Origin of the sequence: Myroides gitamensis (genome assembly GCF_029894455.1) — a bacterium.
Lineage (GTDB): Bacteria > Bacteroidota > Bacteroidia > Flavobacteriales > Flavobacteriaceae > Flavobacterium > Flavobacterium odoratum.
In genome coordinates this window covers 1,545,942-1,572,508 of sequence record NZ_JARYHN010000001.1, presented here as the reverse complement: position 1 = coordinate 1,572,508, position 26,567 = coordinate 1,545,942, and the positions used below count along the sequence as shown (strand labels likewise).

Here is a 26,567-nt window from a genome sequence, read left to right as displayed (position 1 = left end):
CTTTTCTTGATAGAAAATTAGAATATCTTTTTTGTGTTTCAAAAAAATATAAAAATACGTAGAAAATATGCGAAGTTTAATTAATATATTAAATTTGCATAAATTTTATGATAATTTAATGTATTGTTTTTTGATTAAATACTTGCGTTAAATGTACTTTTTATTAATATTAAATCAAATGAAACTACTTAAAGCAACTATTTTGTTATTTGGAACAACTTGTTTCGCCCAGCTCAATTCAAATATTGTAGGGAGTAGAAATAACAATGCATTATTCGAAATTACTAACTCCCCAACTGCTGCATCTTTTCGAACTTTCGGAGAGTTTCCTCCTAGTAATTTTATTGGAGTTACAGACATAAGTATTCCTCTTTATGATTTTGAAATTAGGAATACAAATTATGCCGTTGCATTGAGATATCACAATGGAATGGGAAATATCGTTAATTCTGTGCCAGGTTCTGTCGGATTAGGTTGGCATTTGACAAGTGGAGGTACAATTACATTAGTAGATTCTAGAAAAATGGATATTAATACAGGAGAGTTGATGTCGACGAGCTTTGATGTGACAAAAGCAGATAATTGGGCATCATTAGACCACCTTAAAAGTTTTTTTGGAGATCCTAAATACCCATATTCAGCAAAGTCGGTTATTAATAATGGATATAAGTCATTGCAAAAAAATGTTTTTGCGTTTAATTTTAATAATATGTCAGGTGAAATTTACTTTGATCATGATGAACAACCTAAAATACGATCGAAAGATAATATTTACTTTAATGTGAAATTTGAATTAGTATCTAGTAGTTCCGATGGTCCTGTTATTGATTTACCACCGATGAATCAATATTTTAATCGAGATGCTGTAGCGAAAACATATCCCTATATAAATATTTTGCCCAAACATCTTTTGAATCCTGGTGCAGCTACCTTAGATAGTGATGATGTTTATCGAATAACACTAACTGATGCAAATGGGGTACAGTATATTTTTGGTGGAGATAAAAATGCTATAGAATTAAGTCGATTCGGACATTCTGGGTATGAAGGAGATGTTCCTAATACAGATAAAAGAGTTTATCCTTTAACCTGGCATATAACAGAAATTATTTATCCGAATCGAGAATATGTATCATTCCAATATAGAAGAGGAGAAGTTTTATATAATGGTTTTACAGAGACAAATTTAAAAAAAAATTTACATACTCGACCAAGTCATTCACAACCAAGGGATCATTATGGAAATATGTTCACTTTCGGGAATATTGTTACTTCTACTTTGATAAATCCAGTTTATCTAGAAAAAATAACTACTCCACGAGAAAAAATAGTGTATAAGTATTCTAAATCAAAACAATTGGAGACGCATTTGAAAGATTTAGTGGGATTTAATAATTGTGTGTATAGAGAGAATCCAAGAGGATTTACTTGTGATTTTGATTTTTTTACAAGTCTGTATTTACCTTTAAAAAATAGTTTTTTCTATAGATTCGTTGACGATATTAACTATACGGATTTTACAAAGTTTAAACAATTGCCTGATCAATTAGATAAAATCGAAGTATATAACAATGTGGGGACGAAGATAAGAGAAATAGACTTCAATTTTACTAGTAATTATCAAGAAAGATTAAAATTATTAGATATAGAAATTAAAAGCTTAGAATCATCAAGTTACGTTTCTGAAAAATATAAGTTTAACTATAATACAAATAAACTCCCTAATTATGATTCATATCGTGTAGATAATCAAGGTTTTTATAATGGAGTATATCACCAAAGTCAATCTAACAATGCTTTAGATGTAAGTGATAAAAATAGTATATGGACGAATTTTTGGAGTTCTACACAAGAAAGAAACAACTATATCGCTTCAAGAGATTCTAAAACTACTTTTAATACCAACGAAATTCTTACTAGTATAACATACCCAACAGGTGGAGTTACCAAATTTGAATATGAATCAAATATGTATGGAGGTGTTGCTAAAAATTACCCTTTTGTTGTACAATCCAATACTGCTAAAATTACTGGAGGAGTTAGAATTAAAGGAATAAAAAGTTATGACGAAGCGGGGAAATTGCAAAAGTCAAAAAGTTTTATGTATGTTAAAAATTATAATCAAGGAGGAACTAGTTCTAGTGGAATTCTAACTCATGAACCTACCTATTTTGATATTATTAGGACAGATAACTTTTATTTAGGAGAGAAATCAGATGCTGTTAAGATTTATGAAATCGATTATTTGAATTGGAGCACGTCAGATATATATCCTGCAAATCGATTAAGGGGGAATCATATTACTTATAGTGAAGTAACAGAAATTGATGATATGGATGGAAGTTTTGTTACTTATAAGTATAAGAATTTCGATAATGGATACCAGGATCAGCCTATTTTACAGTGGCTTGCAAATCACGACAATATTTTAAAAGATGAATTTGGACAAAATAAAGATTTTTGGAAAAAATATGATGTAATAAGCATTGGATTTAGAACGGGGGCAACTTTTAAATAAGAGTTACTTTAATCAGGATAAAAAGAAAGTCAAAGAATTTAATTTTGAGTATAATTCTGATCCAGAAAGATTTAATAATCATATTAGAGAAATTAATCGATATGAAAATAAATTGTTTTATGCTGCAACAAGAGATATGTTGTCGTGGACGTACATAACGAGTAAGATTTATACTTATACTCCTTATTTAGTAAAGGCTAGTGAAATTGATTATTTCGGTTCAAATAGCATAGTCAAAAATGAGACTTCTTATAGGTATCATGAAAAATATAAAATGATTAGGGAAAAAGAAGAAAAAATAGGAGATAAAGTCTATAAAACGGTTTATAAATATCCATTTGATTATATATATCCATCGGTTTATATAAATATGGAGAAAAAGAATATGATTTCTCCTGTTATTTTAGAGGAAAAATACATTGATGGTGAAAAAGTTTTTAGTCAAAAGAATAACTATGATACTTGGTTTCTAAGTATAGGTTGGAGAGATCTTGTTCTCAATTCTACTAGCGAACCTGAAGTAACTCCTCAAAATAATGTTTCAAATCCACCAATATTTTTATTAGGTAATTTGCCGGTCTTACGTAATATAGAAAAGCAAAACAAACAAGGGGATTGGGAGAAAGAAGTTGATTTTTTATCTTATGATTTAAAATATAATCTAGTAAGTTCTAAAGATAAAACAGGTTTTGAAACCAGCTATATCTGGGGATATAATAGGAGTTTACCTGTCTGGGTAATTGCTAATGCTCCTTATTATTCAATCAGTGATTTATTAGGTGATAAAATTTCTAAAATAGGAAGTGATTTAGTGCCCTTAGAAGCCGATGTACAAGCTGTTAATACTCTTTTAAAACAAAGTTCAGATCTAAAAGAAGCTGTTATAAATCATTATCTCTATGACCCTATCAAAGGATTAATCTATAAAGAGAATGAAAGAGGGGGTAAAGAATACTACGAGTATGATGGATTTGGACGTTTGAAAAAAGTGCAAGATGGTAAGAAAAATACCCTAATTGAATATGAATATAACTATAAACAATAGCGGTATGAAGATAAAATTATTAGCAGTAGCTCTTTTGGTTTCCACTTTTGGATTTAGTCAAAAAGTAAAATGGGAGCAAACGTTGGGTAGTACCCATGCGGAATACCTATTTGATGTCGTACCAACAGCGGATTATGGCTTTTTATTAGCGGGGAGTTCGCTATCCAATGAAGGAGGAGATATCAAAGCGAAGCGCCGTGGGAATATCGATGCTTGGTTATGGAAGATGAAAGAGGATGGCGCCCAAGAATGGCAATATCGCCTAGGAGGAGATGGGAATGATTATTTGCACAGCATTTGCCATACGGCAGATGGTGGTTTTTTATTAGGCATTACGTCTACCTCTGGAATATCAGGAGATAAAACACAAGAGAATAAAGGCAAGGAAGATTTGTGGTTGGTGAAGCTCAATGCCGCTAAAACAATCGAATGGCAACGCAGTTATGGCGGAATAGGAACGGAGGAAATCGTCAAGGTGATTGCTTTAAAAGGTGGGGATTATGCCGTGCTAGCCAATAGTAATTCCGTTGTGTCAGGTGATAAAACAGCTCCTTATTATGGAGGAATGGATTTGTGGGTTTTGCGATTAAATGCACAGGGAACTATTTTATGGCAGAAGAGCTATGGCGGGGAATATAAAGAAGTAGGGATCGATATCATTGAAACCGCTAATCGAGGATTATTGATAGGAGCCCAATCGAATTCTCCTCGCAGTGGCACTAAAACAGCTGAAGCTTATGGAGGTATGGATTATTGGTTGATTCAGTTAGATGCCACAGGAAAAGAGCAATGGCAACGCACCTATGGTGGAGAACAAGAAGAGGAACTAAAAGAAATTCAACAAGTAAAAGACGGAGGTTATGCGTTGTTTGGTATGTCTAATTCGGATGTATCGGGAAATAAAACCAACAAACAAGAAAGTCAGTTAGACTATTGGCTGATTCAAGTAGATGAACGCGGCAGCGAAGTCGAATCATTTGTATATAGCTATGGGGATTATAATATCTTAACCAATGGTTTTGTAAACCCTAAGGGAGAATTCTTTTTAGGTGGGAGTAGTATCGCTAGTATGGAAAAGGCATCGACTTTTGAGTATTTAGGTACTCGCCTAGATGGAGAACGCAGTGTTGCTTGGGAGAAATCCATCAGCAGCAAAGGCAACGATGTGTTGACTAAAGTAATTCAAACCCGCGATGGAGGGTATGTTTTTGCGGGTACGTCCAATGGTGAAAAGAGTAAGGTGAAGGCCACACAAAAAGGAGGGAATGACTTTTGGATTGTCAAAGTAGAACCAGAGGAGAAAGAAAGAGAAGAGCCTACGCGTATTACATTGGAGGCCTTTCCTAACCCAACGACTGGTTTTTCGAATATCGTGATGAATTTTGCCTATACCACAGGAAAAATGGAAGTTTACGATTTAGGTGGACGCTTGTTGCACAGCAGATCGATTGAGTATCAAACGGAACCTGTTGATTTAACAGCGCTATCTCGAGGGACCTATATTATTTGGGTGAAAACGGATACGGAAAGTGGAAGTATTAACGTAGTAAGAAGATAAAAATGAAAAAGATATATATACTGGTAGCATTTTGTTTGGGAGTTAGTGTTTTCGGACAAACTCGCACAGAAAACTACATCAAGACGACACAACCTCAGTACGCAACGAATAGCTCATTTACTTCTTTGTATAATCCGCCCAAGTTAGAAACTGTGGTGTATTATGATGGTTTAGGCCGTCCGAAGCAGGAAATTGCAGTGGGTATAGGCGCTTTAAATCGCAATGTGGTTAAACATATCGAATATGAGTTGAATGTAGGCCAAACAAAGGACTATTTACCTTTTGTAGAACAATATTATCCAGATAATTCACTTCAATTGCATCTCAGTGCAAAACGAGATTTTATACCCAATGCTAAAAGTCAAACGGAGGAGTTTTACAACAGTGCAAAATACGAACGCACGACCAACCCGTATAGTGAAACGGAGTTTGAGAAATCGCCATTAAAACGGGTATTACAACAGGCTTCCCCTGGGGAAGATTGGAAAATGGCAGCCAATGCGAGTCATACGGTTAAACACACCTATGGTTTTAACAAAGCCAATCAAGTAAAGAAATTCAAAGCGATAGCGACTTGGAATGCGAGTTTGAAAGCGTATGACATTCGCCTGGTGGATGAGGGGTATTTCGCAGCTAATAAGCTGTATTCGATTTCAACCAAAGATGAGGATGGCAATTATTCGGATCGTTTCACGGATCAAGAGGACAAAGTCTTGGTTACGGTTCAGGTGTTAGACCGTGAATTAGCTGTTGTAGATCCTACTTGGCCAGGTGGTTCGTTATCTGGAGGCATCACTGGAGGCATTTCAAATGAGCTAGCAGGTAAAAGTGTAAGTGAAATCATCGATCATGCGGAAGACATCGGGAATAACTTGACGGATCAGGTATCCGAAGGAGTGAACTCACTTACTCCACCTGTCATACCAAAAGATCCAGGTACTTTGAGCCCATATTTTGGAATTCCGCTTTATACTTATTATGTCTATGACCAGTATAATAACTTAACGTATGTATTACCTCCTTTGGCTTATGGAAAGACGGATGCTACTACTTTAGATAAGTTGTGTTATCAGTACAAATACGACCACAAGAATCGCTTGGTAGCGAAGAAACTCCCTGGGAAAGAGTGGGAGTTTATGGTGTATGATAAAGCCGATCGCCTATTGGCACAAGGCCCGGTGTATAGCCCTTTTGGAGATGAAGCGAAGGGTTGGATGTTTAGCAAATACGATGCTTTTGGGCGTGTGGTATATACTGGGTTCTATACGGGAACTCCAAGTACAGCGGCAGGAAGAGCTACGTTTCAAGGACAGGTGGACACAACAGTTGATTTTCACGAGAAAAAAGCTACGGTTAGTACAATCGATCAAGTATCAGTTCCCTATACCAATGCAACTATGCCTAAAACCGCAATCAAAATTTTAGGAGTCAACTACTATGATGATTATGGCTTTGCAGGAGCGCCTGCAGCTATTGAAACGATAGAAGCAGAAGAAGTAATCACCCAGGTTAAGGGATTGCCTACAGGTGCTTGGACTCGAGTGATTACCACAGCGAATGAAGCACAAGGAACACTCAGTTATATGCTCTACGATTACAAAGAACGCGTATTGAGAAGTTATAAAACCAATACTTTGGGAGGTTATATCCAAGTTGATACGAAGTACAACTTCCGAGGTCTTCCAACCAAAACGCTGACCAGTCATAAGTATAAAAATGGAGTAGAACCCACCACTATAGAACAGCGTCTTTATTATGATAAGGCTGAACGTCTGTTGTATCAAACCCATAAAATAGGTAATGCTGATCCAGTAGTTCTTTTTGAAAATATATACGATGAATTAGGGCGTGTAAAACAAAAGAGAATAGGTGGTCGAGAAACGGCTATTTTGGTAACAGATCCTGTAATTAGACCAGCTGCTCTTGATTCTCCTATTATAAAGTATATTAATAGTACTATTCGTTCCTCTTTTTTGCAAGAGTTAAACTATACGTATAATATTCGAGGTTGGTTAACCCAGGTAAACAGTACGAGTAATTTAGAGGCTGGTGATTTTGGCAAGAAAGCTTTGTTTGCAATGAAGCTGAACTACAATACCTTGGATAGTGAGGGAATTAGTGGAGTCAAGAAATTATACAACGGAAACATTGCCGAACAAACCTGGAAAACAGCCCAAGACAATGTATTGCGTCGCTATAGCTATGCGTATGATAAAGTTAATCGTCTAAAAGCAGGAAGCTACCAAGAACCTGGAGGTATCACACCTATCATCGGATTGTATGATGAAAAAATGAGCTACGATGCCAATGGTAATATTACCTACTTAAATCGAAAAGGACGCAGTGTGAATACAGCTATTGCGTTAGATTTGGATCAACTGACTTACAGTTATGAGGGTAATATCCTACAAAAAGTAGTAGACAGTTCTAACAATACTGATGGATTTAAACAAGGGAGTACGGCTGATAAACACTACGATTACGATAGTTTTGGTAACCTGAAAGTAGACCGAAACAAGGGGATTACGGCGATGAAGTACAACCATTTGAATTTACCTACTGAAGTAGTTTTTGCAGCGGGAAAAATTACTTACCTTTATACAGCCACAGGTGAAAAAGTACAGAAAAAAGTAACCCAAGGCAGTACAACAGTCGTTACGGATTATGTGGATGGCTTCCAGTATGTAGATGGTATATTGAGTTTCTTCCCTACAGCAGAAGGGTATTTCAATGCAGAGACTAGTAGCTATGTATACCAATACCGAGACCATTTAGGCAACGTCCGTTTAAGCTATTCGGACGCAAACAAAAACGATAAAATCGACGTTGGTGAGATTATTGAAGAAACGAATTACTATCCATTTGGATTGGCACATCAAGGGTATAATGAGAAGAATAATACAATAGCCCAAAACTATAAGTATCAGTATAATGATAGAGAGTGGCAACATGAATTAGGTCTGAATATAACAGCCATGGATTTTCGAATGTATGATAATGCATTGGGAAGATTTTACGGGATTGATAAGTTGACGGAGGCTATACCTGGAATAACACCTTTTCATTTTGGATATAACAATCCTATTATGATGAGTGATCCGAGTGGTCTTTTATCACAAGCTTTTCTTCAAAGTTTATGGAATAATAGTTCTAGTAGTGGTTGGAATACTTGGACGAATCAGGGAGACAACTTTTTTAATGATTTTGGAAATATAGGTGTAAATAGTACAACAGGGAAGAGTACATTTTATGAAAGTTTGCCTAATATTACAATTTCGAGTAGTTTTAGCAGTAGTCAACGTGGAATATTGATTCAGGACCATGTGTATAAAAATGCATCGGGTTATCAGTATTTCAGAGATGGGCTTCGAGAAACACAATTAGATAATTTACAATCAGGGTTAGATATTATTGGGATGGTACCGATAATAGGCGAACCGATTGATTTGATTAATGCAGGTATTTCGTATGGTAGAGGTAGGTACGTAGAAGGATCTTTGAGTTTAGCTGCCACGATTCCATTTATTGGAGTTGGTGCTACAGTGACAAAGGTTGCTATAAAAACAGCTCTTCCTAATTCAGGGCCTATTATTAAAAGTATTGGTGCTGCATCAAAAGCAGAAATGTTGGCAAAAAAATTAAAGATGAATATTAATAGCCCGACAACAAGACAAGTACTAAATAGTTTAGATGAGCCTGTAGAGTCTTTTATATCAACCTATCGAAAATCGTCTATAAGAGCTGAAATTCCAGGGCAATATTTAAATCAAACAGTAGAAGAAGCTTTGAGAAGTGGTAATACAACGTTAAGAAAATTATTAACAGATGGAAGATTTGTAAAATAATGGAGAAGGATATAACAATATTGGATTTTATAGAAAGATTGCGATTAAGGATTAATTTCAATGCAATCAAAATAGTTGATTTCTGGGAGTCAGATCTTTGCTCAATTGGGATAATGAAAGAGAATAAATTAATTTATATTTCTACATTTAATTATGTAGACGATGAGAAATTAATGTATGATTTTGATTTGGAAATATTAGATAAGGATGATAATGAAAATATTAATGTTGTGAAAGAAGGAAGAAATATAGGAGAGGAAGAACTAATGCATGAAATAAAGATATTTTTAAGTGATTTGAATAACTAACTTTTGGAAAACTTAATTCACAGTAAAGAGGATATTATCTAGTTGATTAATTTTACTCATACTAGGATAGAAAGATAAAAAAACAAACCCGCTAGTCCTTGATTAGCGGGTTTTATGTTACCTAATACTTTATAGTTTCACTTGTTTAAGGAAGGAGTGGAGCAGTTCTATATCTACATGTTTTTTGTCGCCTAGGAGTTTTTGGATCGCTTTACTTTCTTAAGCAGTTTTTTTCGATTACGATATCAGTATTGCTTATACACTATTGTAGATGCTGGTTTTTTAATAAGATGATTCGTTAACCAAGCATCAAGGACAGAAACAAAAGGTTTACTAATCGTTGTTTTTATAGTTGAGGCCTTATAGGGCATGTGCCTAAATAAAAAATCAAACTCCTTTTTCTAAAATCAATTTTTCTGTAGGTAGTCCATCTTCAATACTAATAAAATAGCTTTTAAATCCAAATTTTTCAAGCAGTTTTCGTGATGCTATATTCGCTGGATCGATGATCCCAATGATAGAAGTAGTTGGATTGGTACGTGCTGCAAGGGCTAAAAGCTCAGAGCAAATTTGGGTTCCATACCCTTTACCCCAGTACGACTCCTTAAGGATATAACCAATTTCCAATTGCGTGCGATCGCGTTTGTTCCACTCCATTTTACCATCCCCCAAATATGCGCCAGTGGCATCGTATATTTTAAAGTAACCCAACATCGGACTTTGTGCATTTACTTCAAGAATAGAAGCAAATTTTTCTTGTGCTTGTTCTTCAGTCAGTCCCTGTCCAGAAACATAACGCATAACAGCATCCTCTTTAACTAAAGAATAAAAGATAGCAAAATCATTTGGGGTGTAGGGAATAAGTTGAATCGGCTCCATAAGTTGAATTGAAAGTTGCACCAAAGATAGGAATTTCTTCTTTTGTGAGTGTTAGATTCTTTTAGGGGAGCTAGTATTGCAATCCTTGTACAAGTAAAGTCAAGGCACGTTGCGCTTGTTGCTTATCTTGCGTCGCTGTAAATGCAGCAATCGCACCTCCCATCATCATCAATACGAGAATTAAATCTTCTTCTAGTGTAAAATCAGGACGCAATTGATTAGCCGCTTTCGCTTGTGTAACCGAATCGCTGAAAATGGAAAATAAGAATTGAGAAGCTTCTCGGTTTTGTTCCTCTTTCATGTGAGGAAGCAAAAGACTGTAATCTATCTGTAACTCTACTACGGCATGGAGTAATTTAAAAAAAGCTTGATCTTCATCTTTCAGCTGTTGGCCATAGCTCGCCAGTTGATCTAAGTTATGTTGGAATACCGCAGCAATGAGGGCTTGTTTATCAGGAAAATTGCGATAACAGGTCATTCTCGATACTTGGGCCGCCTTGGCAATATCCGTTAAAGATACTTCAGGCCCCTGTGTTTTAAAAAGTTCTAGTGCAGTTTGTATCAACGTTTGTTTATTTTGTTGGGCATCTTTTCTTGCTGTTGGCTGCTCTTTCATCTGTTGGCTTTGATTTGTTTTCATCTTTCAAAGATAAGTGTTTAAGTGTTACATTGTGTAACATATAAATAAAATGTTGTATCTTAGGGTTTTAGTTGAAGGTTTAATAAGGGAGAGTACTCATATACTACAGATATAAAACAATAACTCGTCTTGCTGCCCCATGGACAGCCTATTTTGATTGTTCATCTTCCTTCGTTCGACTAGTTGAGGGTACTACATAGGTAAAGCATAGAAAGCAATTCGGTTTGTCTTGTAGATAGAAAAGAATTATCTCTAATATTTAACTCTAAACAGATGAAAAATACAAAAGCAACAACAGGCAAATTAATAGAACAGCAAACGATAGACTTACTCGTTGTTGGATCAGGAACAGGTTTAGCGGCAGCGCTAGCTGCTCATGAAAATGAACTATCAACCCTTGTCATTGAAAAGACGCCTTATGTAGGGGGATCAACTGCGTTATCCGGTGGGGCGTTTTGGATTCCAGGGAACCAAGTATTGCAGGTGGATGGATCAAAGGATGATATAAAAGCGGGACAACAATATTTAGAGGCGTTACTTACCAAACAATACCCTAAAGAGCGATGGGAGGCCTTTCTCAATAAAGGAAATGCCACGATAGCTATGCTGTATCGACAAACTGCCTTACATTTTTTCTGGGCAAAGGGCTATTCCGATTATCATCCTGAAGTAGCAGGAGGATCGGCTAGTGGGCGTACTTGTGAATCTAGGCCGTTTGATTTAAATCGACTGGGCAAAGAAAAAGAACGCTTTCGCTTAGGTAAAATGGAAGCACCTCTGCCTATGCCAGTAACAGGCTATGATTATAAATGGATCAACCTGATGCTGAAAAAACCATGGAAAGCTTTTCCGATTATTTTAAAACGATTAGTTCAAGGAGTTGGAGGCTTGCTTTTAGGAAAGAAATATGTGGCTGGTGGTCAGGCTATTGCTGCGGGGATGTTTGATGGGGTATTGCGAGCGGGAATTCCCGTATATACGAATACAGCGCTTACAGCCATTCATGTAAATGAGGGTAAAGTGACAGGTGTTACGGTAGTGCAGCAAGGAAAAGAGGTAGAGATTAAAACGCGCTATGGGATTGTTTTAGCAGCTGGTGGATTTGATCATAATATGTTGATGCGTCAACAGTATCAATCGCCTACCTTGGAAAACAACTTAAGTTTTGGGGCGGAAGGAAATACGGGTGATGCGATTGTCCTAGCAAAAGAGATGGGAGCTACACTGGGCAATATGAAAGAATCGTGGTGGTTTCCAGCAGTTGCTCCAGTAACAGCGGAAGAAGGCCCTCAAGTACTTTTGGCAGAGCGTTCACTTCCTGGTAGTTTTATGATTAATGCAGCAGGAGAACGATTTATTAATGAATCCGTTGATTATATGTCTTTCGGACAAAAGATATTACAACTGGAACAAGAAAAACAACCAGTTGGTGATATGTGGTTAATTTTTGATCAGAAGTACCGCAACCAATATCTATTGGCAGGTTCTGTTTTTCCGATGATGCCTATTCCAAAGGCTTGGTATGACGCAAAAATTGCTTTTTCAGCACCTAATGCTCATGAATTAGCGAAAAAAATAAAGGTTGCACCAAGTGTATTTGATCAAACTTTTCAACGATTTAATACACTAGCCAATAGTGGTGTAGATACAGATTTTAAACGAGGTGAAAGTAAGTATGACCAATATTATGGGGATCCAACAGTAAAGCCGAACCCTTGTTTGCGCCCGCTCAAAGGAAAATTATATGCGGTAAAAATTGTCTTGTCTGATTTGGGTACGTGTGGTGGGGTATTGACGAATGAACATGCAGAAGTGCTTTTAGAGCATCACGAGAAAATCGAAGGACTCTATGCTATTGGAAATACGGCCGCTAATGTTTTTGGTCCAGTATATCCTGGTGCTGGAGCAACAATTGGACAAGGATTGGTATTCGGTTATATTGCCGCTAAACACGCTGCAAATCAAAAGAAAATAAACGAAGTTTCTTAAGGACTTCTTCTTAGCGTTTGGGTATAAAGAACATCCCAATACGAAATACATCCTATTTTTTGTTTTATATTACACTTAACGGGGATATTGTATGCATTTAGTGTATGATATCCCCAATTTTTTCTACATTATTTGTTTTTTTGTGATTTACTTCCTTTAAACGCTATATTATTTACAAGGGGGAGCGAACGAAGGGGCTCACTTGCTTTACGTTAACTTTTAGCTTTATTTTTTTAGTTATTTTTTGTGAATAATCTCGATATAGTATGCTTTTTGCATTTATTTAAGTAAGAAAGCGATTTCTTTTTTAAGAAAAACAGAACGTACAGTATCGCGATGCACGGTTCTATTTTAAACAGAAAATAAATACGAAATAACGAGTATATTCAACTAGAACGAAATTTTTTCTTACCAAAGAAAAAGAAGTTATCCCTAGAAAATAGGATGACTAAATAGATAGAGTAAAAATAATAAAATCAAAAAAAATGAGAGATATTTTTTGGATCATTGTTATTCTTCTACTGCTAGGATGGGGAGTTGGTTATTTTGCCTTTGGGCAAGTAATTGGAGAACTGATACATATTTTGTTGGTAGTAGCCTTAATCATGTTAGTTGTACGCCTTGTTCAAGGAACGAAAAGGAACGTATAATAGACAAACTCATCCCAACGAATAGCATAAAAACAAAAGGAAAATAAATTGTAAAATGTTGCTTGATCAATTTTTATAAATCAATTTAAAAAAGATAACCGATGAAAAAAGATGAAATTTACAAGTATGGAAAAATCCTTTGTTGTGCGGCTGCAGGCCTAGCTGTATTAGCCGTGGTTTTAAAGAAAACAATATTTAGCCAAGGGGCATGTCTAGATGAATGTGCAACCGATGAAGACTAAATGTTTAAGTGGACAATACCGTTCACCGTATAAATTAAATAATAATCATAAAAACAATACCTATGAATAAGTTAGAATTAGAAGGAAAATGGAAAAGAGTAAAAGGAGCCGTTAAACAAAAATATGGCGAATGGTTTGATAACGATAAAGTTTTCGCTGAAGGAAAATTAGATGAAATAGTAGGGAAGATGCAAGAGAAAAGCGGAAAAACTCGTGAAGAAATTGAAGATATAATCCGAAATTGGAAGGAGGAATAATATAATTCTGTTTTAGTTCAATATACTAAACTTACGAAAAGAGAAGTACTAAACAGGTATTTCTGCGATAGGCTTCTCTTTTTTTACTAAAACAGTATAGGTGTTTGATAATCAAGAGTAATCCATCTCAATGGGGTTAAGGTTTGATTGTTAGGCCCCATATAAAACGTAAGTCTGTGAAAAAGAAGAAAAACCCTGTATGCTGGTCATATGGGGTTTTGTTTTTTTGTGTTTTTGTTTTTTTGTAAGGGGGTGAGACGTAAAATCCCGTAGTGGCAAATGGCAATTTGCCAAGTAACAGGATAATTCCCAATGAGATGATAAGGTGGTGAGGTGTAAAATCCCGTAGTGGCAAATGGCAATTTGCCAAGTAACAGGATAATTCCCAATGAGATGATAAGGTGGTGAGGTGTAAAATCCCGTAGTGGCAAATGGCAATTTGCCAAGTAACAAGATAATTTCCAATGAGATGATAAGGTAGTGAGGTGTAAAATCCCGTAGTGGCAAATGGCAATTTGCCAAGTAATTGGATAATTCCCGATGAGATGATAAGGCGGTGAGCAAACCTCACAAAGTACAAAACCATAAACTGTCAACCGAAACACCCATCCCGACCCCGGTATGTCTCCCCGACGCAGGAGGGGCCGCATCCGTCACTCAACGCTAGTTATTCCGTTTAGTAATAGGTGAGCGCGGAATGCGACCCTTCGTTGCCTCAGGGAGACATACTATTCGTGAGCGCGATCGGACTGGTAATTCCTAATAAAAAAAGGAGGGCACTGTTCCCCGACACTATACCATAAACTGTCCGCTGTCAACCGTTCACCGAAACACCCCCTCACCAATCTCATCCCTATAAAAAAACAAAGAGGAAACATAAAGCCTCCTCTTTGTATACAGAAAATAACGAAATATAAAAATGTACTAACTAGTAATTGTATCGACTTCCAAAACCGTAGCGTTTCGATCTGCGGTTGTTGTGGGATGAGTCTGAATTAGAGTCAGTAAAGATTGAATCTCTTGACGTATCCATCGCATCGTAGTTGCGAGATGTTCTTCCTGCAGTGTTACGAGAACGACTACTGCGTCCTGTTTGCGATTGGTTATACGTTTGATTATAGGGCTGATTTTGGTTGTATCGTTGATCTTGATGACCGTATTCTCTCGGTGAGTTCATACGGTAAGGATGATCGTACTCCTCATCATATCGATTGCGAAACGTTTCATTATAACCATAGTTATCGTCGTTGTTTTCGTAACTATTGTCATTGTAATTATCATTGTAATTATCATTGTAATTATCATTGTAATTGGGATGATCTGAGTAATGATCGTTTCTAGCGTAGATTTCTTTGTTGTAATCTCTTTGACGGTTCATTGGATATTCCAAGTTTCTGTCATAGCTATCCATGTAGTTTGAACGTTGATTTGGGTGGTATTCATTGTCATTGAAATACCCGTCATTTTCATAATCTACATTACTGTCGTATTGTGGGTTTCTCGTATTATTGAATCGATAATCCTCTCTATCATTTGTGTTGTGATTATAATCGTCAAAACGATAATTATCTTGGAACTGATTCTCGTTGTGGTTATCGTAGTTTCTTGAATAACCTGAGTTATTCCTGTTGCTTCTTTGGCGATTTGATCTTGATCGGCTGTTATTGCGATTATTCATAGTCTTGAAGTTTTTGTGATTAATAAAAAGTAGTGACAGCTAGTATTTATTATTTCATTGCTTCAATGTTGTTATAACTAAGGCAAAAGTCATGCAAAAGAATAAACAGTGTTATTATTTTATTTAAATATTGTTATTAATTCTCCATTAGACTAAAGATAGAAGTAAAGGTATATACCTCGTAAAGCGTATTTTTTGTATTTAAATAATTGTTTTTCAAACTATTATTCAGTAGTAAATCTATTTTGTTTTTTATCTTTTTATTGACGGGATGTTATACATAGTGTAGAAATAATACCCAATAATTCTACAATATAAAAGAATTGTAAAAGCAGGAGGTGAAGAATGACAAGGGAAGGTTAAGAATTGCATGGTTTTAGTTTTATTAAGTTAAAATAAAAAAGAACATTATGCGAGAAAAAGAAAAAAAACAACAGCCTCCTGGAAGTGAGCACCAAATGAAGAATTATCCGGATCATGGAGAGTATACGTATAAAGGACATGCATTATTTACAGGTAAAACCGTCTTGATTACAGGAGGAGATTCTGGAATAGGAAAAGCGATAGCTATTGCTTTTGCACGGGAAGGTGCAAATATCGTATTTGTTTATCTATCCGAGCAAGAACGCGAAGACGCCGCGGATACGCTTTATTGGATTGAACAAGCAGGTGTAAAAGGATTAGCTATTGAAATGGATTTAAAGGAAGCAGAGAACTGTAAAAAGGTAGTGCATCAAACAATTTCAGCCTTTGGGCAAATTGATGTGTTGATTAACAATGCTGCTTTTCAGAAGGAACATAAAGAGTTTAAGGATATTACTCTAGAGGATTGGAAAACGACTTATGAAACCAATGTAAATGCGTTGTTTTATATGACAAAATACAGTTTGGAACATATTCCTAAAGGGGGGAGTATCATTCATACAACTTCAGTAAATGTTTATGATCCCAATCCAAGTTTATTGGCCTATGCTTCTACAAAAGCAGCGATTCAAAATATGACAGCCAGTATGAGTAAAATGTTTTTGGAACAAGGCAAGGAAATTCGAGTAAATGCCGTTGCTCCAGGTCCAGTTTGGACACCACTAATTCCTACGACACTATCCAATGTCGATACATTTGGGCAAAATACACCGATAGAACGCCCAGCCCAACCGAAGGAAATCGCACCTGCCTATATCTTTCTAGCCAGTGAAGATGCGACCTATGTTTCAGGTGCTATTATTGCAGTAACAGGAGGACGGATTACATTATAAATGATACTAAAAGTATAAAAAATTGAGGACAGTATTCTTTTTTTAAGTAGAGGAGTGCTGTCCTCGATTTTTTTTAATACATTACTGTTGAGTTCATATACCGTCGGATATTTTAACCATTTCTAATGGACTAAAATCGACGGAAAAATAAGGTAAAATAGTGTATTTATACACAATATAAAAAGTGTTATTAAATTGTTATACTTTTTAGAAATATGTACATTTGTTGCTTAAATAGAACTATTTAAAAAATTTAAATCAAATATAAATAACAGAAGTGGTATATATGAATCATTTTCGTATGCGTCACTTTCGTTTTTTTGGTATAATTTGGAAGGAAATAAAGGCTCCTTTTCTTTTTTTGGTAGGCGTATTCTTTTATCAGAAAAGGGAAAGAGAAGAAGTAAGTTTTACAAGCTAAACGGTTGAGATATCTCTTATTTGTGGAATAATGGTAGTAAAGTACAATTGAACTTTAAATTAGATTTATTAGGTAGTGAAACTAGTGGAGAGAATTTTGAAAATCAATAAATGAACTAACAAGGTCCGATGTCTATTACAATCAGCAAAGAAAGAGTTAAAGCGTTAATTGAAGCGCTTGAAGAATTATCCAAAGGGAATTACACCAGACGGCTTGACTTGAAAGTGGAGCAAGATTGTTTTTCTCATGCTGAAGTGTTGTTCAATATTTTAGCTGGTGATTATGAAAGTAAATTCAAATATTTTATTTCCTTACAGCCTACGTTGGGGTATGAATTTGTGACGACTAGTATTGTCAAGATCAGTGCGCAAGGGCAAATTTTAGATATTTCACTTGTACAAGATAATCAGAAATCCTTTGATGAAACAATATACATCAATCGGAATGTCCTTGATTTTTTGGAAGATGACCAACAAGAGAAGTGGATGAAGAATTTTTTATTGTTTCTTCAGACGCCTTCCCATAAAAATTCATTTTCCTTACAGTTGACTGTGGCGGATAAAAAGATGAATGGATATTGTGGTTTTCATTATATGAATAAATCGCATGATATTTGGATGAGCTTTGCTTTGGTAAATCCCATTGTCCAACAAGATCCGTTGACAACGCCAGTAAGTTTGGAAAAACTTCGGAAGATGGGTGAAGAGGAACGGGATAAGATTCAAAGAATACACGCCTTAATCGGAAACAAAGAATATGAAAGAATCTATACAATTGAAGAATTGTGTCAGCTATTTGATTTGAGTAAAAATGCGTTTCAAAAGGGATTTAAATTATTGTATAATCAAACGTTTTATACCTATTATCTAAATAAGCGGATGGAATATGCCCAACAATTGCTTGCTTATTCCACCTTGTCTATCCAGGCTATTGCTGAAAAGTGTGGTTTTTCAGATTATTCAAACTTCTTTCGGAACTTTCAAAAGGTTGTACATCTTAGTCCAGCTCAATATCGCAAACAAAACTACAAAGGGTTGAAAATAGAAGATTATATCATCAAGTAAACCGCCTAAATTGAAAGTGTTTAGGCGGTTTAGAAAAAAAAATAAAAGCTTAAAAATGTTGCTATTTCAGTTGCTTATTTTTAATAAAAGTAGCCGCTTCTAAATGCGAACGTACTTCTTGTAGGGTCTCATTTAATTGTGTTCTCATGTTGTAATTATCCACATTATTAATGGCGTCAATCAAGACATCAGCCGCTTTATTGTGTTTTGAAATGACAACTTCCAACCATTTTTGATCAAAATTCTTTGCGTTTGTCTTTTCTAAATCTTGTATTTCGTCCCACTGCTTGTCCGATAGATTATGTGGAACAGCATACATCATATCACTGGCTAAAGCATTGAGTTTTTGCAATCTACTTTCGTGGTGTTTCTCTAGTTCTTCAGCAAAATCACGAATCTTTTCATTGTTCGATTTTCGCTTTCCGAGTTTGCCTAATTCAACTTCAAATAATTGATCGTGAACAACATCAACTAAATAAGAGGAATAATCTGCATTTTTTTGCTCAACTGTATGTTGTTGATTGGCTTTGTTTTGCTCTTTCGCTATTTTTTCAGGTTCTTTTGCATTTGGTCGGTCTTTGCATGAAGCTAAAAGTACAAGCATAAAAAAGGCTGAAAACAGGGTTTTTGTATGTAATTTCATAGTTATAAATTTTGGTTAAACATGATCTAATAAGTTAACTCCTTGATCGATGCGCAATTCAATCTCTTGTATTAGTTTGCTGTAGAACGTTTGTAAATCGGAATTTTTGGTGTTCTGTTTTAAATCCCATAGTACTTCTCGAATGCTAAATTGCAGTTTGATGGTTTCGTCCAAAAAATCGCGATCATAGCTGTTGAGATTTGGTGATTCCAATGTGTTGATTGTGAATCGAGTATCGGTTCGAAATAAGATTTCATTTTGTTTTTCCTTGCTAATCAAGTTTTCCATTTCCTTGAGGGTATGTTCATATTCCAGCAAGATTTGTTCTGCAAATTCTTTAATCTTTGGATGTTGACTTTGACTGATTGCGATTTTGGTATAGTGTAATTGTGTACTTAATAGATTGCTAAAACGTTGCTCTAAAACCTCTTGATCGGTGGTATCATAGTTCGTTTCATAAGAAAAAGGTTCTGTATGCACTGGTTTTGGATCACTCTCTTCTTTATATAAATATTGCTCTGAATTAGATTTGTTTTTACAAGAGGTAAGAAACAAAAAGATAAAAAACAAGAAAGTAAAGAGGATAACAAATAGTTTGTAATTTAATGATACTCCCATAGGTATGTGTGTTTAAGTGAATAAAAGTGGCTTACCAAGGATGTTGTTATTATGGTATGAGTAACTATGGAAATTACCTTGTGTAAGCCACTTGATTTTCAATTCTAGCAATTTTATTGAGCTGAAACTAAGTTATTTTTGCTTTGCTCCTTTATCTTTTGTAGCGCTTGCGCTGTTTCGTTTGGTACTGCTTGAAGAACTTCTTTGCTCTATTTCATCTTCACTTTCATCGTCCTCTTCATTTTCTTCTTTCTGCGAATGTTCGTCTTCACTTGCTTCTAGGTTTATGTGACATTCTCCTATTTGTGTAAGTTCGAAATCCGTTTCTTCTTCTTCTTCAAGGGTTTGTTCTAATAAATCAGCTATTTCATAAGCATCAATGGCTAAGGCAAATTGGATTAATCCGCCGTAGGTAGCAATCTCATAGTGTTCAATTTGTTGAGCAACTACGATGAGTCCTGCATCTCGTACCATACTACCTTCGGGAGTCACCTGGATTATTTTCTTTGTAATAGCCTCAAAAGTTTCCATGACACTACACGGCTGCTTTTCGGGTGTTATGTCTAGCTTTCTGAAGATTCGCTCTAAGCGCATGATTTGTCTACGCGTGACAATTTCATGGTCTTGAAGGGTGTCTTTCAACTCCTGTGTAGTAGCTGCTTTTATCAGGGTAGGCAAAGCTTCTATGATCGCATGTTCTGTGTTATAAATACCTTTTAACAAGGTGATAAACAGTTTTTTGAATTCAGTGCTTGCCTGGGATGTATAATTCGAATTTTTCATATTTTCTTTTTTTTATAAAAGAAGGAGCAAAGACTCCTTCTTTTAATTGATATTGGCCTAGCGGTCGATTATCTTCTAGCATTGCTTGTTGAACGTCCGCCACCATGGGATGCACGACCACCCATTCTCGCTATTTCAGTTCTCTTCGCTTTGCTCATTGCTGCGAAACCTCGACGACCAGCACCTCTATTTGAACCACTAGATGAATTCGAGCGGTTTGTGTTTGAATTATACGATCCTCTTCCTGTTGAAGATTGACCACTCTGAGAAGTAGAATTATAAGATCTTCTTCCAGAACCTTGGCCCATGTGGTTGGATGAACCTGATGATCTTCTTCCAGAAGAAGAACCATAGTTCGTATTGTTGTAGCTTGATGAACTTCCAGATCCTTGAGATCTACCTCGTCTTGATTTGGATATAAATCGTCCTTGTGCATCACGAGGATGGTCTCCTTCGTCAAAGTTAGAACGGTGATCATAACCATAGTCATCTTCTCCGTCATAATCAAAGTCTTCGTCGTCAAAGAAGTATTCCATGTCTTCTTGATCCATTTCGTCATCGTAACGCTCATCATCTGCTCCGTCGTCATATCCATGTTCGTAACCTAATTGGTAAATTTCTTCTGCCATGTGGTAGAGATGTGATTGTCTACTACTTTGAGACTGACTGTGTCTTGAATTTTGGTGATTCATAATTTCTTTTTTAAAGGGTTAATATGAACTGTGATACTAGCTGTCATAAAAAATTTCACAGTTGCTAGTAAACGTTCAATTTCTATGCACAAAAAGAAATAATGTTATTTAAAGATAATTTTGCTAATGTGTTTATAGATAGTGTTAAAAAAATAAATTACAACAGCTATTCTAGTCTCAATAAGGGATTGAATGTTAGTTGTGTAATTTTTAATATAAAAAAGAATAATATATATTTTTTATTAAAAATATGTGTATTAAAAACTAAAATATATAATTATAGTAGTTAGTTTATTTTTTTATGTTAAACTGTTTTTTATAATCTTGGTTTGTTAATTTTTAATATGTAATGCATTGATTTTTAGTGCGTTATTGTTTTTTGTGATTTTATTATATTTTTATACATGATGTTTATGTAAAATGAGTAATATGGGTATATAGTACACAATATGAGTATTAGGTGTGTATTATATCTACGTATTTTAGTTTTTTTATTTGAATTGTATCTTCTTTTTTTCTATTTATTGTAATTAATAGCAAGGCATTAATTTGATTAATAGCAATATATTGATTCAAGAAAAATGAAGTATAAGGAAGTAGGGGTGAGGGGGTGAGGTGATGAGGCGGTGTGATTTAAAATCCCGTAGTGGCAAATGGCAATTTGCCAAGTAACAGGATAATTTCCAATGAGATGATAAGGTGGTGAGAGGTGCAGCGTAACGAGTATTGTATTCACCCCCAGTAACCACTCAGTATGTCCCCCTGAGGAACGAAGGGTCGCATCCCGCGCTGACGCAATGCTGGATGGGTACTGTGTGGAGCGACTGGTTAGAGTAACAAGCGTTGAGTAACGGATGCGATTTATCGCACAGCATTTACATTTTGTTTTGGCGTTCGATGAATATATCTCACCTATTTCTTATTGGCTTTGGTGTTCGATGAATCTACACTTCGTTCCGATTTTCACTTCGTTCCGATTTCTCCTTCGTCGGGATGATATACTGGGTTTTATTGTAAAATTAGCTGTTAGAGTATAAGGGAATCCAAAGGGTAATGGTTGTTCCTTTATTCAATTTGGAAGTAATTGTTATCGTTGCGTTTACTTGTTCTGCACGCTCGCGCATATTGGAAAGCCCCATACCTTTCGTATCCGTTTTCTCGAAACCAATTCCATTATCTTGGATCGTAAGTTTTATTCTTTGTGCTTCTCTTGTAAATGTGATATCACAATTAGCCGCTTTAGAATATTTATTGGTATTTTGAATGGCTTCGCGTAAGATATAGTATAAATTTACCTTTGTATTGGCTTCTACTAATTCAAAGTTGATATCTGGATCAAAAGTAACCGTAAATTGCGTTTTCCATGCATTTACCTGAAAGGAAACTAAATCCGTGACCAACTGCTCAAACTGATTTTCATTAAACAAGGTATTGTCTAATAAAGCATGAGAGATATCTCGGGTGTTGTTTTCTAATTTTTCCAGCTCATCAATCAAGATTGTTTTGGCTTCTTCATTCGGAGTTTCTAGGAGTTGCATGTGAAAGCGAATACCAAAAATAGTATTGACCACCGCATCATGTAAGTTTTTAGCGATTCGATTGCGTTCCGATTTCTTAATATCCAAAGACATTAAATTACGCTCAACAATTAGTTCGTTGATACTTTCATTCGCTTTTCGCTGTGCTTTAACGAGCAGAAGCTCTTTGTTTTTTATTTTTAATTGATAGCGTAAGGCGCTGATAATCAATAGCAATAATAAGGCTGATCCAAAAATTATGATGATATAGATGCGATCTTTGAGTATATTATTTTCTTTCTCAATGGTTTCTGTTTCATAGGCGATACGGGCAAAGGTATTTCTGGTTTGATTCTCTTGTGAGGTGAGCGCCTGTCTCAAGTGGATTAATGTTTTAACCTGACCTTGCATGTGATAGTCGCCATGGGTTAATAAAAACTCCAAGGCCTGTACGCGTTGTGGTAATACGTTGTGTGTTGTCGCATTGTTGTAGGCTATCTCCGCCCAATGATTAGCTTTATTCAGTTTCTTGTCTAAGAGATATAGATTTGCCAGATTCATAGCCGTATAATGCATGCGAAAAGCATTGCCTAGAATAGAATCATCACTGAAGCTTTTGCGGACTTCTTGAATATAATCGCTGTTTTGAGTTAAGCGATAATTACATTGTGCTAAGGTATTTCTCAAAAAAGAGACCAGCATAATAGGGGTGTCCTTCTCTAAATATTTTTGCCCTTCTAGTACATACGATCGAGCTTCTTCAAATTTATTTTGATTGTAACACGCTTCAGCTAAGTTCCCATAGGCATTCCCAATGGCCATTTTGGCTCGCTTGGCATCGAGTACGTTATATTTCGCAATATCAAGTAGAATTTGCTTCACGGCTATTTTAAAGTAGGCCTCTGCTTCTTTATTGTTTTTGCGTTCCATTAAACACAATCCCATCAGCTGATTTGCTTCAAAATTAACGGGATTACGGGGGTATGCACTGAGTAAAGAAAGTGCTTGAGAAACTTTAGATTCACTTTCCATATGCAGTCCCATTTCAAACAATAAACGAGCTTGGTAGAACTTAGTTTCTCCTATTTTGACAGAATCGTGTAATTCTCTATAAACATTGGCTGTTTTGATATAGTAATAGAAGGTACTGTCCAACTGATAGCTGTCGTGATAGTACATCCCCATATTGTTATAAGTGCTAGCTAAATGAGGCAAATCGTTTTTGCTCAAGGCAAACGAGACGCTTTTTTTGGCTAGTTTTTGAAAGTTGACGGAATCTAACGTCCAACGAAGTAAACGCAGGGTGCTGTCAATTACGCTTCGGTTATAGGCATTATTGGATAAGCTTAATGCATGAGTGACGGAACTGGAGAGTTCTTTGGCGAGACTATCCTTATAGGAAGTATCATATTGTACCGCATACAATTGATCAATATCTGTTGCTGTGGTAAACTGCTTCTTGGTACAATGCGTCAGGCTAAAAACAGCCAATAACACAAGGAAGTATACAAGCACTTGGTCTCTCATAGGGAATGAATAGAATACGTAAAGTTAAGAAAGTTTTTGGTATATCATCTGAATCATTTTAACAAAAAGGGGAGTTTGTCTGTTTTTGTAGCAACAGAATGGTTAAAAGGAAGCCTAGTGTTACGGGAATTAAAAAAGAGTGAAGTCATAGGAAAACCATGGAAATAGTCTAATTTTGCACCAAAGATCAAGATAATGAAAGACGCTAAAAAAGTACAAAAGAAATTACACGAACGCAATAAACACCAACATGGATATGATTTTAATCAATTGAAATTGGTGGTTCCTGAATTAGAAGCTTTTATTATAAAGAATCCATCGGGAAGGGATACGATTGATTTTGCTCTTCCTGAAGCTGTTGTACTGCTCAACAAAGCAATCTTGATGCAAGACTATAAGATAACGTTTTGGGAAATGCCTAAGACGAATCTTTGTCCACCAATCCCAGGACGTGCAGACTACATTCACTATATCGCGGATTTAATGGCGGAAGATAACGGAGGGAAGGTTCCTACCGGAGGAGGAGTGAAGGTGTTGGATTTGGGTATTGGTGCCAATGTGATTTATCCCATTATCGGGGTGGCTGAATATGGCTGGGAATTTGTCGGTTCTGAAGTTGATGTAGTATCGATTCAAACAGCAAGTCACATTGTGGACAATAATCCGCATTTAAAAAATAAAGTGACGATTCGCCAGCAAAAGAGCAAGCGAAATATCTTAAAAAATATCATTGGAGAAAAAGAATACTTCGATGTCGTTATTTGCAATCCACCTTTCTTTTCATCGAGAGAAGAAGTATTGGCTAAAACAACCCAAAAGCTTAGAAATTTAGGGAAAGAGGTAATCGGAAAACCCGTACAGAATTTCAGCGGTCAGAATAATGAATTGTGGTGTGAAGGTGGAGAAAAAGCATTCATTACAAACTATATTTACGAGAGTAAACACTTCAAAAGACAAGCGGTTTGGTTTACGACGCTAGTTTCAAATAAAGACAACCTAAAACCACTACAGGCGTTACTGAAACGATCTGAGGTGGCTGAAGTACGCGTTATCCACATGGAACAAGGCAATAAAATTAGCCGCATGTTGGCGTGGAAATATTAAGAGGGGAGGTTTGTTCTTTGTGAGGTTTGTGAGTTTGTAGGTTTATCGATTATAGAGGATTTGCAAAAAAACAAAAAAACAATACGCTAATCAGTATCCGTCCAGTAACTCCGCTCTGTATGTCACCCTGACGTAGGAAGAGTCGCATCTATTGCTCTAATCAGTCACTCCACACAGCCCCACAGCATTGTGTCAGCGCGGGATGCGACCCTTCGTTCCTCAGGGTGATTACATACTGGGTGTGGATTATGAGATGATGAAAAATTCTTCTTTAATCGATAAACCTCACAAAGCACAAACCTCACCCCCCTCTCATACACTCCATTTCTCTTTCAGCAGTTCTTCCAATTGACCGATTTCTGCCGCATACATGGTTTTCTTTCTTGTGCCGAAGTACAAGGTGTTTTCTAACGGTTGGATTCCTTCCCATACCAATTTAATCTTACCCGATTGGATGCTATCCTGACATAGGAAATCGGGTACAATAGCAAATCCGACACCATCACTTAAACAACGAATAATAGAACTGATATTAGGAACGATGTAATTCGGACTAAAATCAGGGTGTTGTTTAAAATGGGCCAACCAGAAATTCTTTAAGTGCTCCATATCTGCTGCAGTACTGTACCACAGCTGTTGTTTAAGCAACTCGCTTACTGCCGTGATTTGTTGATTGGCTAAGTGTTGTTCAATTTCTTGCGTATCGGTTTGGTTACCTGCAATAAGTACCAATCGCTCTTTAGAGAAAGCGGTGTACTCCAGGTTCTGTTGATTTCCTTTTTGTGGGGTAATAATTAAGTCCAGTAATCCATGATCTAGATCCTGTTGCATTTGTGGATATTCGCCAAACTTAATAATTAAATTAAAGGGAAGCGTAGCAATATGTTCTTCCAGTGTGTATTGAAAGGTTTCAAAACACATGCCCACGCTAATTGTTGTGCGATCTGTTTGGGCGCGTTTGTGAAAATGTTGCTCTGCAACTTCTAATTTATTGAGCGATTCTAATACAAAGTTATACAGTATTTTTCCTTTTTCTGTAGGAACCATTTTCCTAGCAGAACGATCAAAAAGTTTATATCCCGTATAAGCCTCTAGGGAGTTTAGATGTAAACTTACTCCAGGTTGGGAGATAAACAATTCTTGAGCAGCAGCAGATAGTGTGCCCGTTTCGTAAATCGCTTTAAAGGTTCTGATCCATTCTAGATTCCAACGCATAAGGTATAATATTTATAATACAAAAGTAAGATTTAATTCATTACAATAGTACATTGAAGCTGTTGCAAATCGAGGGTAGTGCTGTAAAAGAGGGAAGTTATGCCCTTGAGTGATTGTT

Annotated in this window: 21 protein-coding genes; 12 read left to right on the top strand and 9 right to left on the bottom strand. The window is 36.0% G+C overall.

Translation table 11 applies throughout. From position 1 onward, the window contains the following. Positions 1-178: 178 nt before the first annotated feature. From M2306_RS06830 to M2306_RS06810, 5 genes are read left to right on the top strand one after another with little or no spacing between them, the layout of a single operon-like run. Positions 179-2,518, top strand: a complete 2,340-nt coding sequence (locus M2306_RS06830) for a hypothetical protein (protein ID WP_498882796.1) — start codon at positions 179-181, stop codon at positions 2,516-2,518. Then, a complete protein-coding gene (locus M2306_RS06825; protein ID WP_498882795.1) occupies positions 2,487-3,563 on the top strand; it encodes a hypothetical protein in 1,077 nt (358 codons plus the stop codon). Before M2306_RS06830 ends, M2306_RS06825 begins: the two co-directional genes overlap by 32 nt. 4 nt (positions 3,564-3,567) lie before the next feature. After that, positions 3,568-5,121: a T9SS type A sorting domain-containing protein gene (locus M2306_RS06820; protein ID WP_259188490.1), complete on the top strand. Its 1,554-nt coding sequence runs from the start codon at positions 3,568-3,570 to the stop codon at positions 5,119-5,121. A gap of 2 nt (positions 5,122-5,123) precedes the next feature. Continuing rightward, complete coding sequence (locus M2306_RS06815; RefSeq protein WP_259188492.1) at positions 5,124-8,966, top strand: DUF6443 domain-containing protein; 3,843 nt, start codon at positions 5,124-5,126, stop codon at positions 8,964-8,966. Further along, positions 8,966-9,274 carry a hypothetical protein gene (locus M2306_RS06810; RefSeq protein WP_259188494.1) on the top strand — a complete coding sequence of 103 codons (309 nt, stop codon included), beginning with the start codon at positions 8,966-8,968 and terminating at the stop codon, positions 9,272-9,274. Before M2306_RS06815 ends, M2306_RS06810 begins: the two co-directional genes overlap by 1 nt. 387 nt (positions 9,275-9,661) lie before the next feature. Here the strand turns inward: M2306_RS06810 and M2306_RS06805 are convergent, their stop codons facing one another. Further along, a complete protein-coding gene (locus tag M2306_RS06805) occupies positions 9,662-10,153 on the bottom strand; it encodes a GNAT family N-acetyltransferase (RefSeq protein ID WP_259188495.1) in 492 nt (163 codons plus the stop codon). A 70-nt stretch (positions 10,154-10,223) separates the two neighbouring features. Further along, positions 10,224-10,793, bottom strand: coding sequence for a TetR/AcrR family transcriptional regulator (locus tag M2306_RS06800; protein WP_115090160.1), 570 nt, complete (start codon positions 10,791-10,793; stop codon positions 10,224-10,226). A gap of 273 nt (positions 10,794-11,066) precedes the next feature. On the opposite strand from M2306_RS06800, the gene M2306_RS06795 reads away from it, so the two are divergent. The 4 genes from M2306_RS06795 to M2306_RS06780 all read left to right on the top strand — a co-directional run bounded on the left by M2306_RS06795 (position 11,067) and on the right by M2306_RS06780 (position 13,931). Continuing rightward, positions 11,067-12,782 carry a 3-ketosteroid-delta-1-dehydrogenase gene (locus M2306_RS06795; protein ID WP_259188497.1) on the top strand — a complete coding sequence of 572 codons (1,716 nt, stop codon included), beginning with the start codon at positions 11,067-11,069 and terminating at the stop codon, positions 12,780-12,782. 485 nt (positions 12,783-13,267) lie between these two features. Continuing rightward, positions 13,268-13,432, top strand: coding sequence for a lmo0937 family membrane protein (locus tag M2306_RS06790; RefSeq protein WP_002991967.1), 165 nt, complete (start codon positions 13,268-13,270; stop codon positions 13,430-13,432). Positions 13,433-13,533: 101 nt separating this feature from the next. Next, complete coding sequence (locus tag M2306_RS06785) at positions 13,534-13,674, top strand: hypothetical protein (RefSeq protein ID WP_259188501.1); 141 nt, start codon at positions 13,534-13,536, stop codon at positions 13,672-13,674. 62 nt (positions 13,675-13,736) lie between these two features. After that, positions 13,737-13,931, top strand: coding sequence for a CsbD family protein (locus M2306_RS06780; protein WP_259188502.1), 195 nt, complete (start codon positions 13,737-13,739; stop codon positions 13,929-13,931). A gap of 928 nt (positions 13,932-14,859) precedes the next feature. Here M2306_RS06780 and M2306_RS06775 read toward each other — a convergent pair. Then, positions 14,860-15,609, bottom strand: a complete 750-nt coding sequence (locus M2306_RS06775) for a hypothetical protein (RefSeq protein WP_259190037.1) — start codon at positions 15,607-15,609, stop codon at positions 14,860-14,862. 410 nt (positions 15,610-16,019) lie between these two features. On the opposite strand from M2306_RS06775, the gene M2306_RS06770 reads away from it, so the two are divergent. Then, positions 16,020-16,865, top strand: coding sequence for an SDR family oxidoreductase (locus M2306_RS06770; RefSeq protein ID WP_259190038.1), 846 nt, complete (start codon positions 16,020-16,022; stop codon positions 16,863-16,865). A 549-nt stretch (positions 16,866-17,414) separates the two neighbouring features. Further along, positions 17,415-18,350, top strand: coding sequence for a helix-turn-helix domain-containing protein (locus M2306_RS06765; protein ID WP_259190039.1), 936 nt, complete (start codon positions 17,415-17,417; stop codon positions 18,348-18,350). A 61-nt stretch (positions 18,351-18,411) separates the two neighbouring features. On the opposite strand, the gene M2306_RS06760 is transcribed toward M2306_RS06765, so the two are convergent. The 5 genes from M2306_RS06760 to M2306_RS06740 form a co-directional block, all read right to left on the bottom strand. Beyond that, entirely contained in the window at positions 18,412-18,993 is a 582-nt protein-coding gene (locus M2306_RS06760) for a DUF4142 domain-containing protein (RefSeq protein WP_259190040.1), read from the bottom strand. Between the two features lie 15 nt (positions 18,994-19,008). Next, positions 19,009-19,611 carry a DUF4142 domain-containing protein gene (locus tag M2306_RS06755; protein ID WP_259190041.1) on the bottom strand — a complete coding sequence of 201 codons (603 nt, stop codon included), beginning with the start codon at positions 19,609-19,611 and terminating at the stop codon, positions 19,009-19,011. A 132-nt stretch (positions 19,612-19,743) separates the two neighbouring features. Next, complete coding sequence (locus M2306_RS06750) at positions 19,744-20,394, bottom strand: YciE/YciF ferroxidase family protein (protein ID WP_259190042.1); 651 nt, start codon at positions 20,392-20,394, stop codon at positions 19,744-19,746. A gap of 68 nt (positions 20,395-20,462) precedes the next feature. After that, positions 20,463-21,086: a KGG domain-containing protein gene (locus M2306_RS06745; protein ID WP_259190043.1), complete on the bottom strand. Its 624-nt coding sequence runs from the start codon at positions 21,084-21,086 to the stop codon at positions 20,463-20,465. A 1,019-nt stretch (positions 21,087-22,105) separates the two neighbouring features. Continuing rightward, positions 22,106-24,130, bottom strand: coding sequence for a tetratricopeptide repeat-containing sensor histidine kinase (locus tag M2306_RS06740; protein ID WP_259190044.1), 2,025 nt, complete (start codon positions 24,128-24,130; stop codon positions 22,106-22,108). Positions 24,131-24,325: 195 nt separating this feature from the next. Between M2306_RS06740 and rlmF the strand changes: the two genes are divergently transcribed. Next, positions 24,326-25,234 (top strand): 23S rRNA (adenine(1618)-N(6))-methyltransferase RlmF, encoded by a 909-nt coding sequence (rlmF, locus tag M2306_RS06735; protein WP_115090170.1) that lies wholly within the window; start codon positions 24,326-24,328, stop codon positions 25,232-25,234. Between the two features lie 312 nt (positions 25,235-25,546). On the opposite strand, the gene M2306_RS06730 is transcribed toward rlmF, so the two are convergent. Beyond that, positions 25,547-26,449, bottom strand: coding sequence for a LysR family transcriptional regulator (locus M2306_RS06730; protein ID WP_259190045.1), 903 nt, complete (start codon positions 26,447-26,449; stop codon positions 25,547-25,549). Between the last annotated feature and the right edge of the window lie 118 nt (positions 26,450-26,567).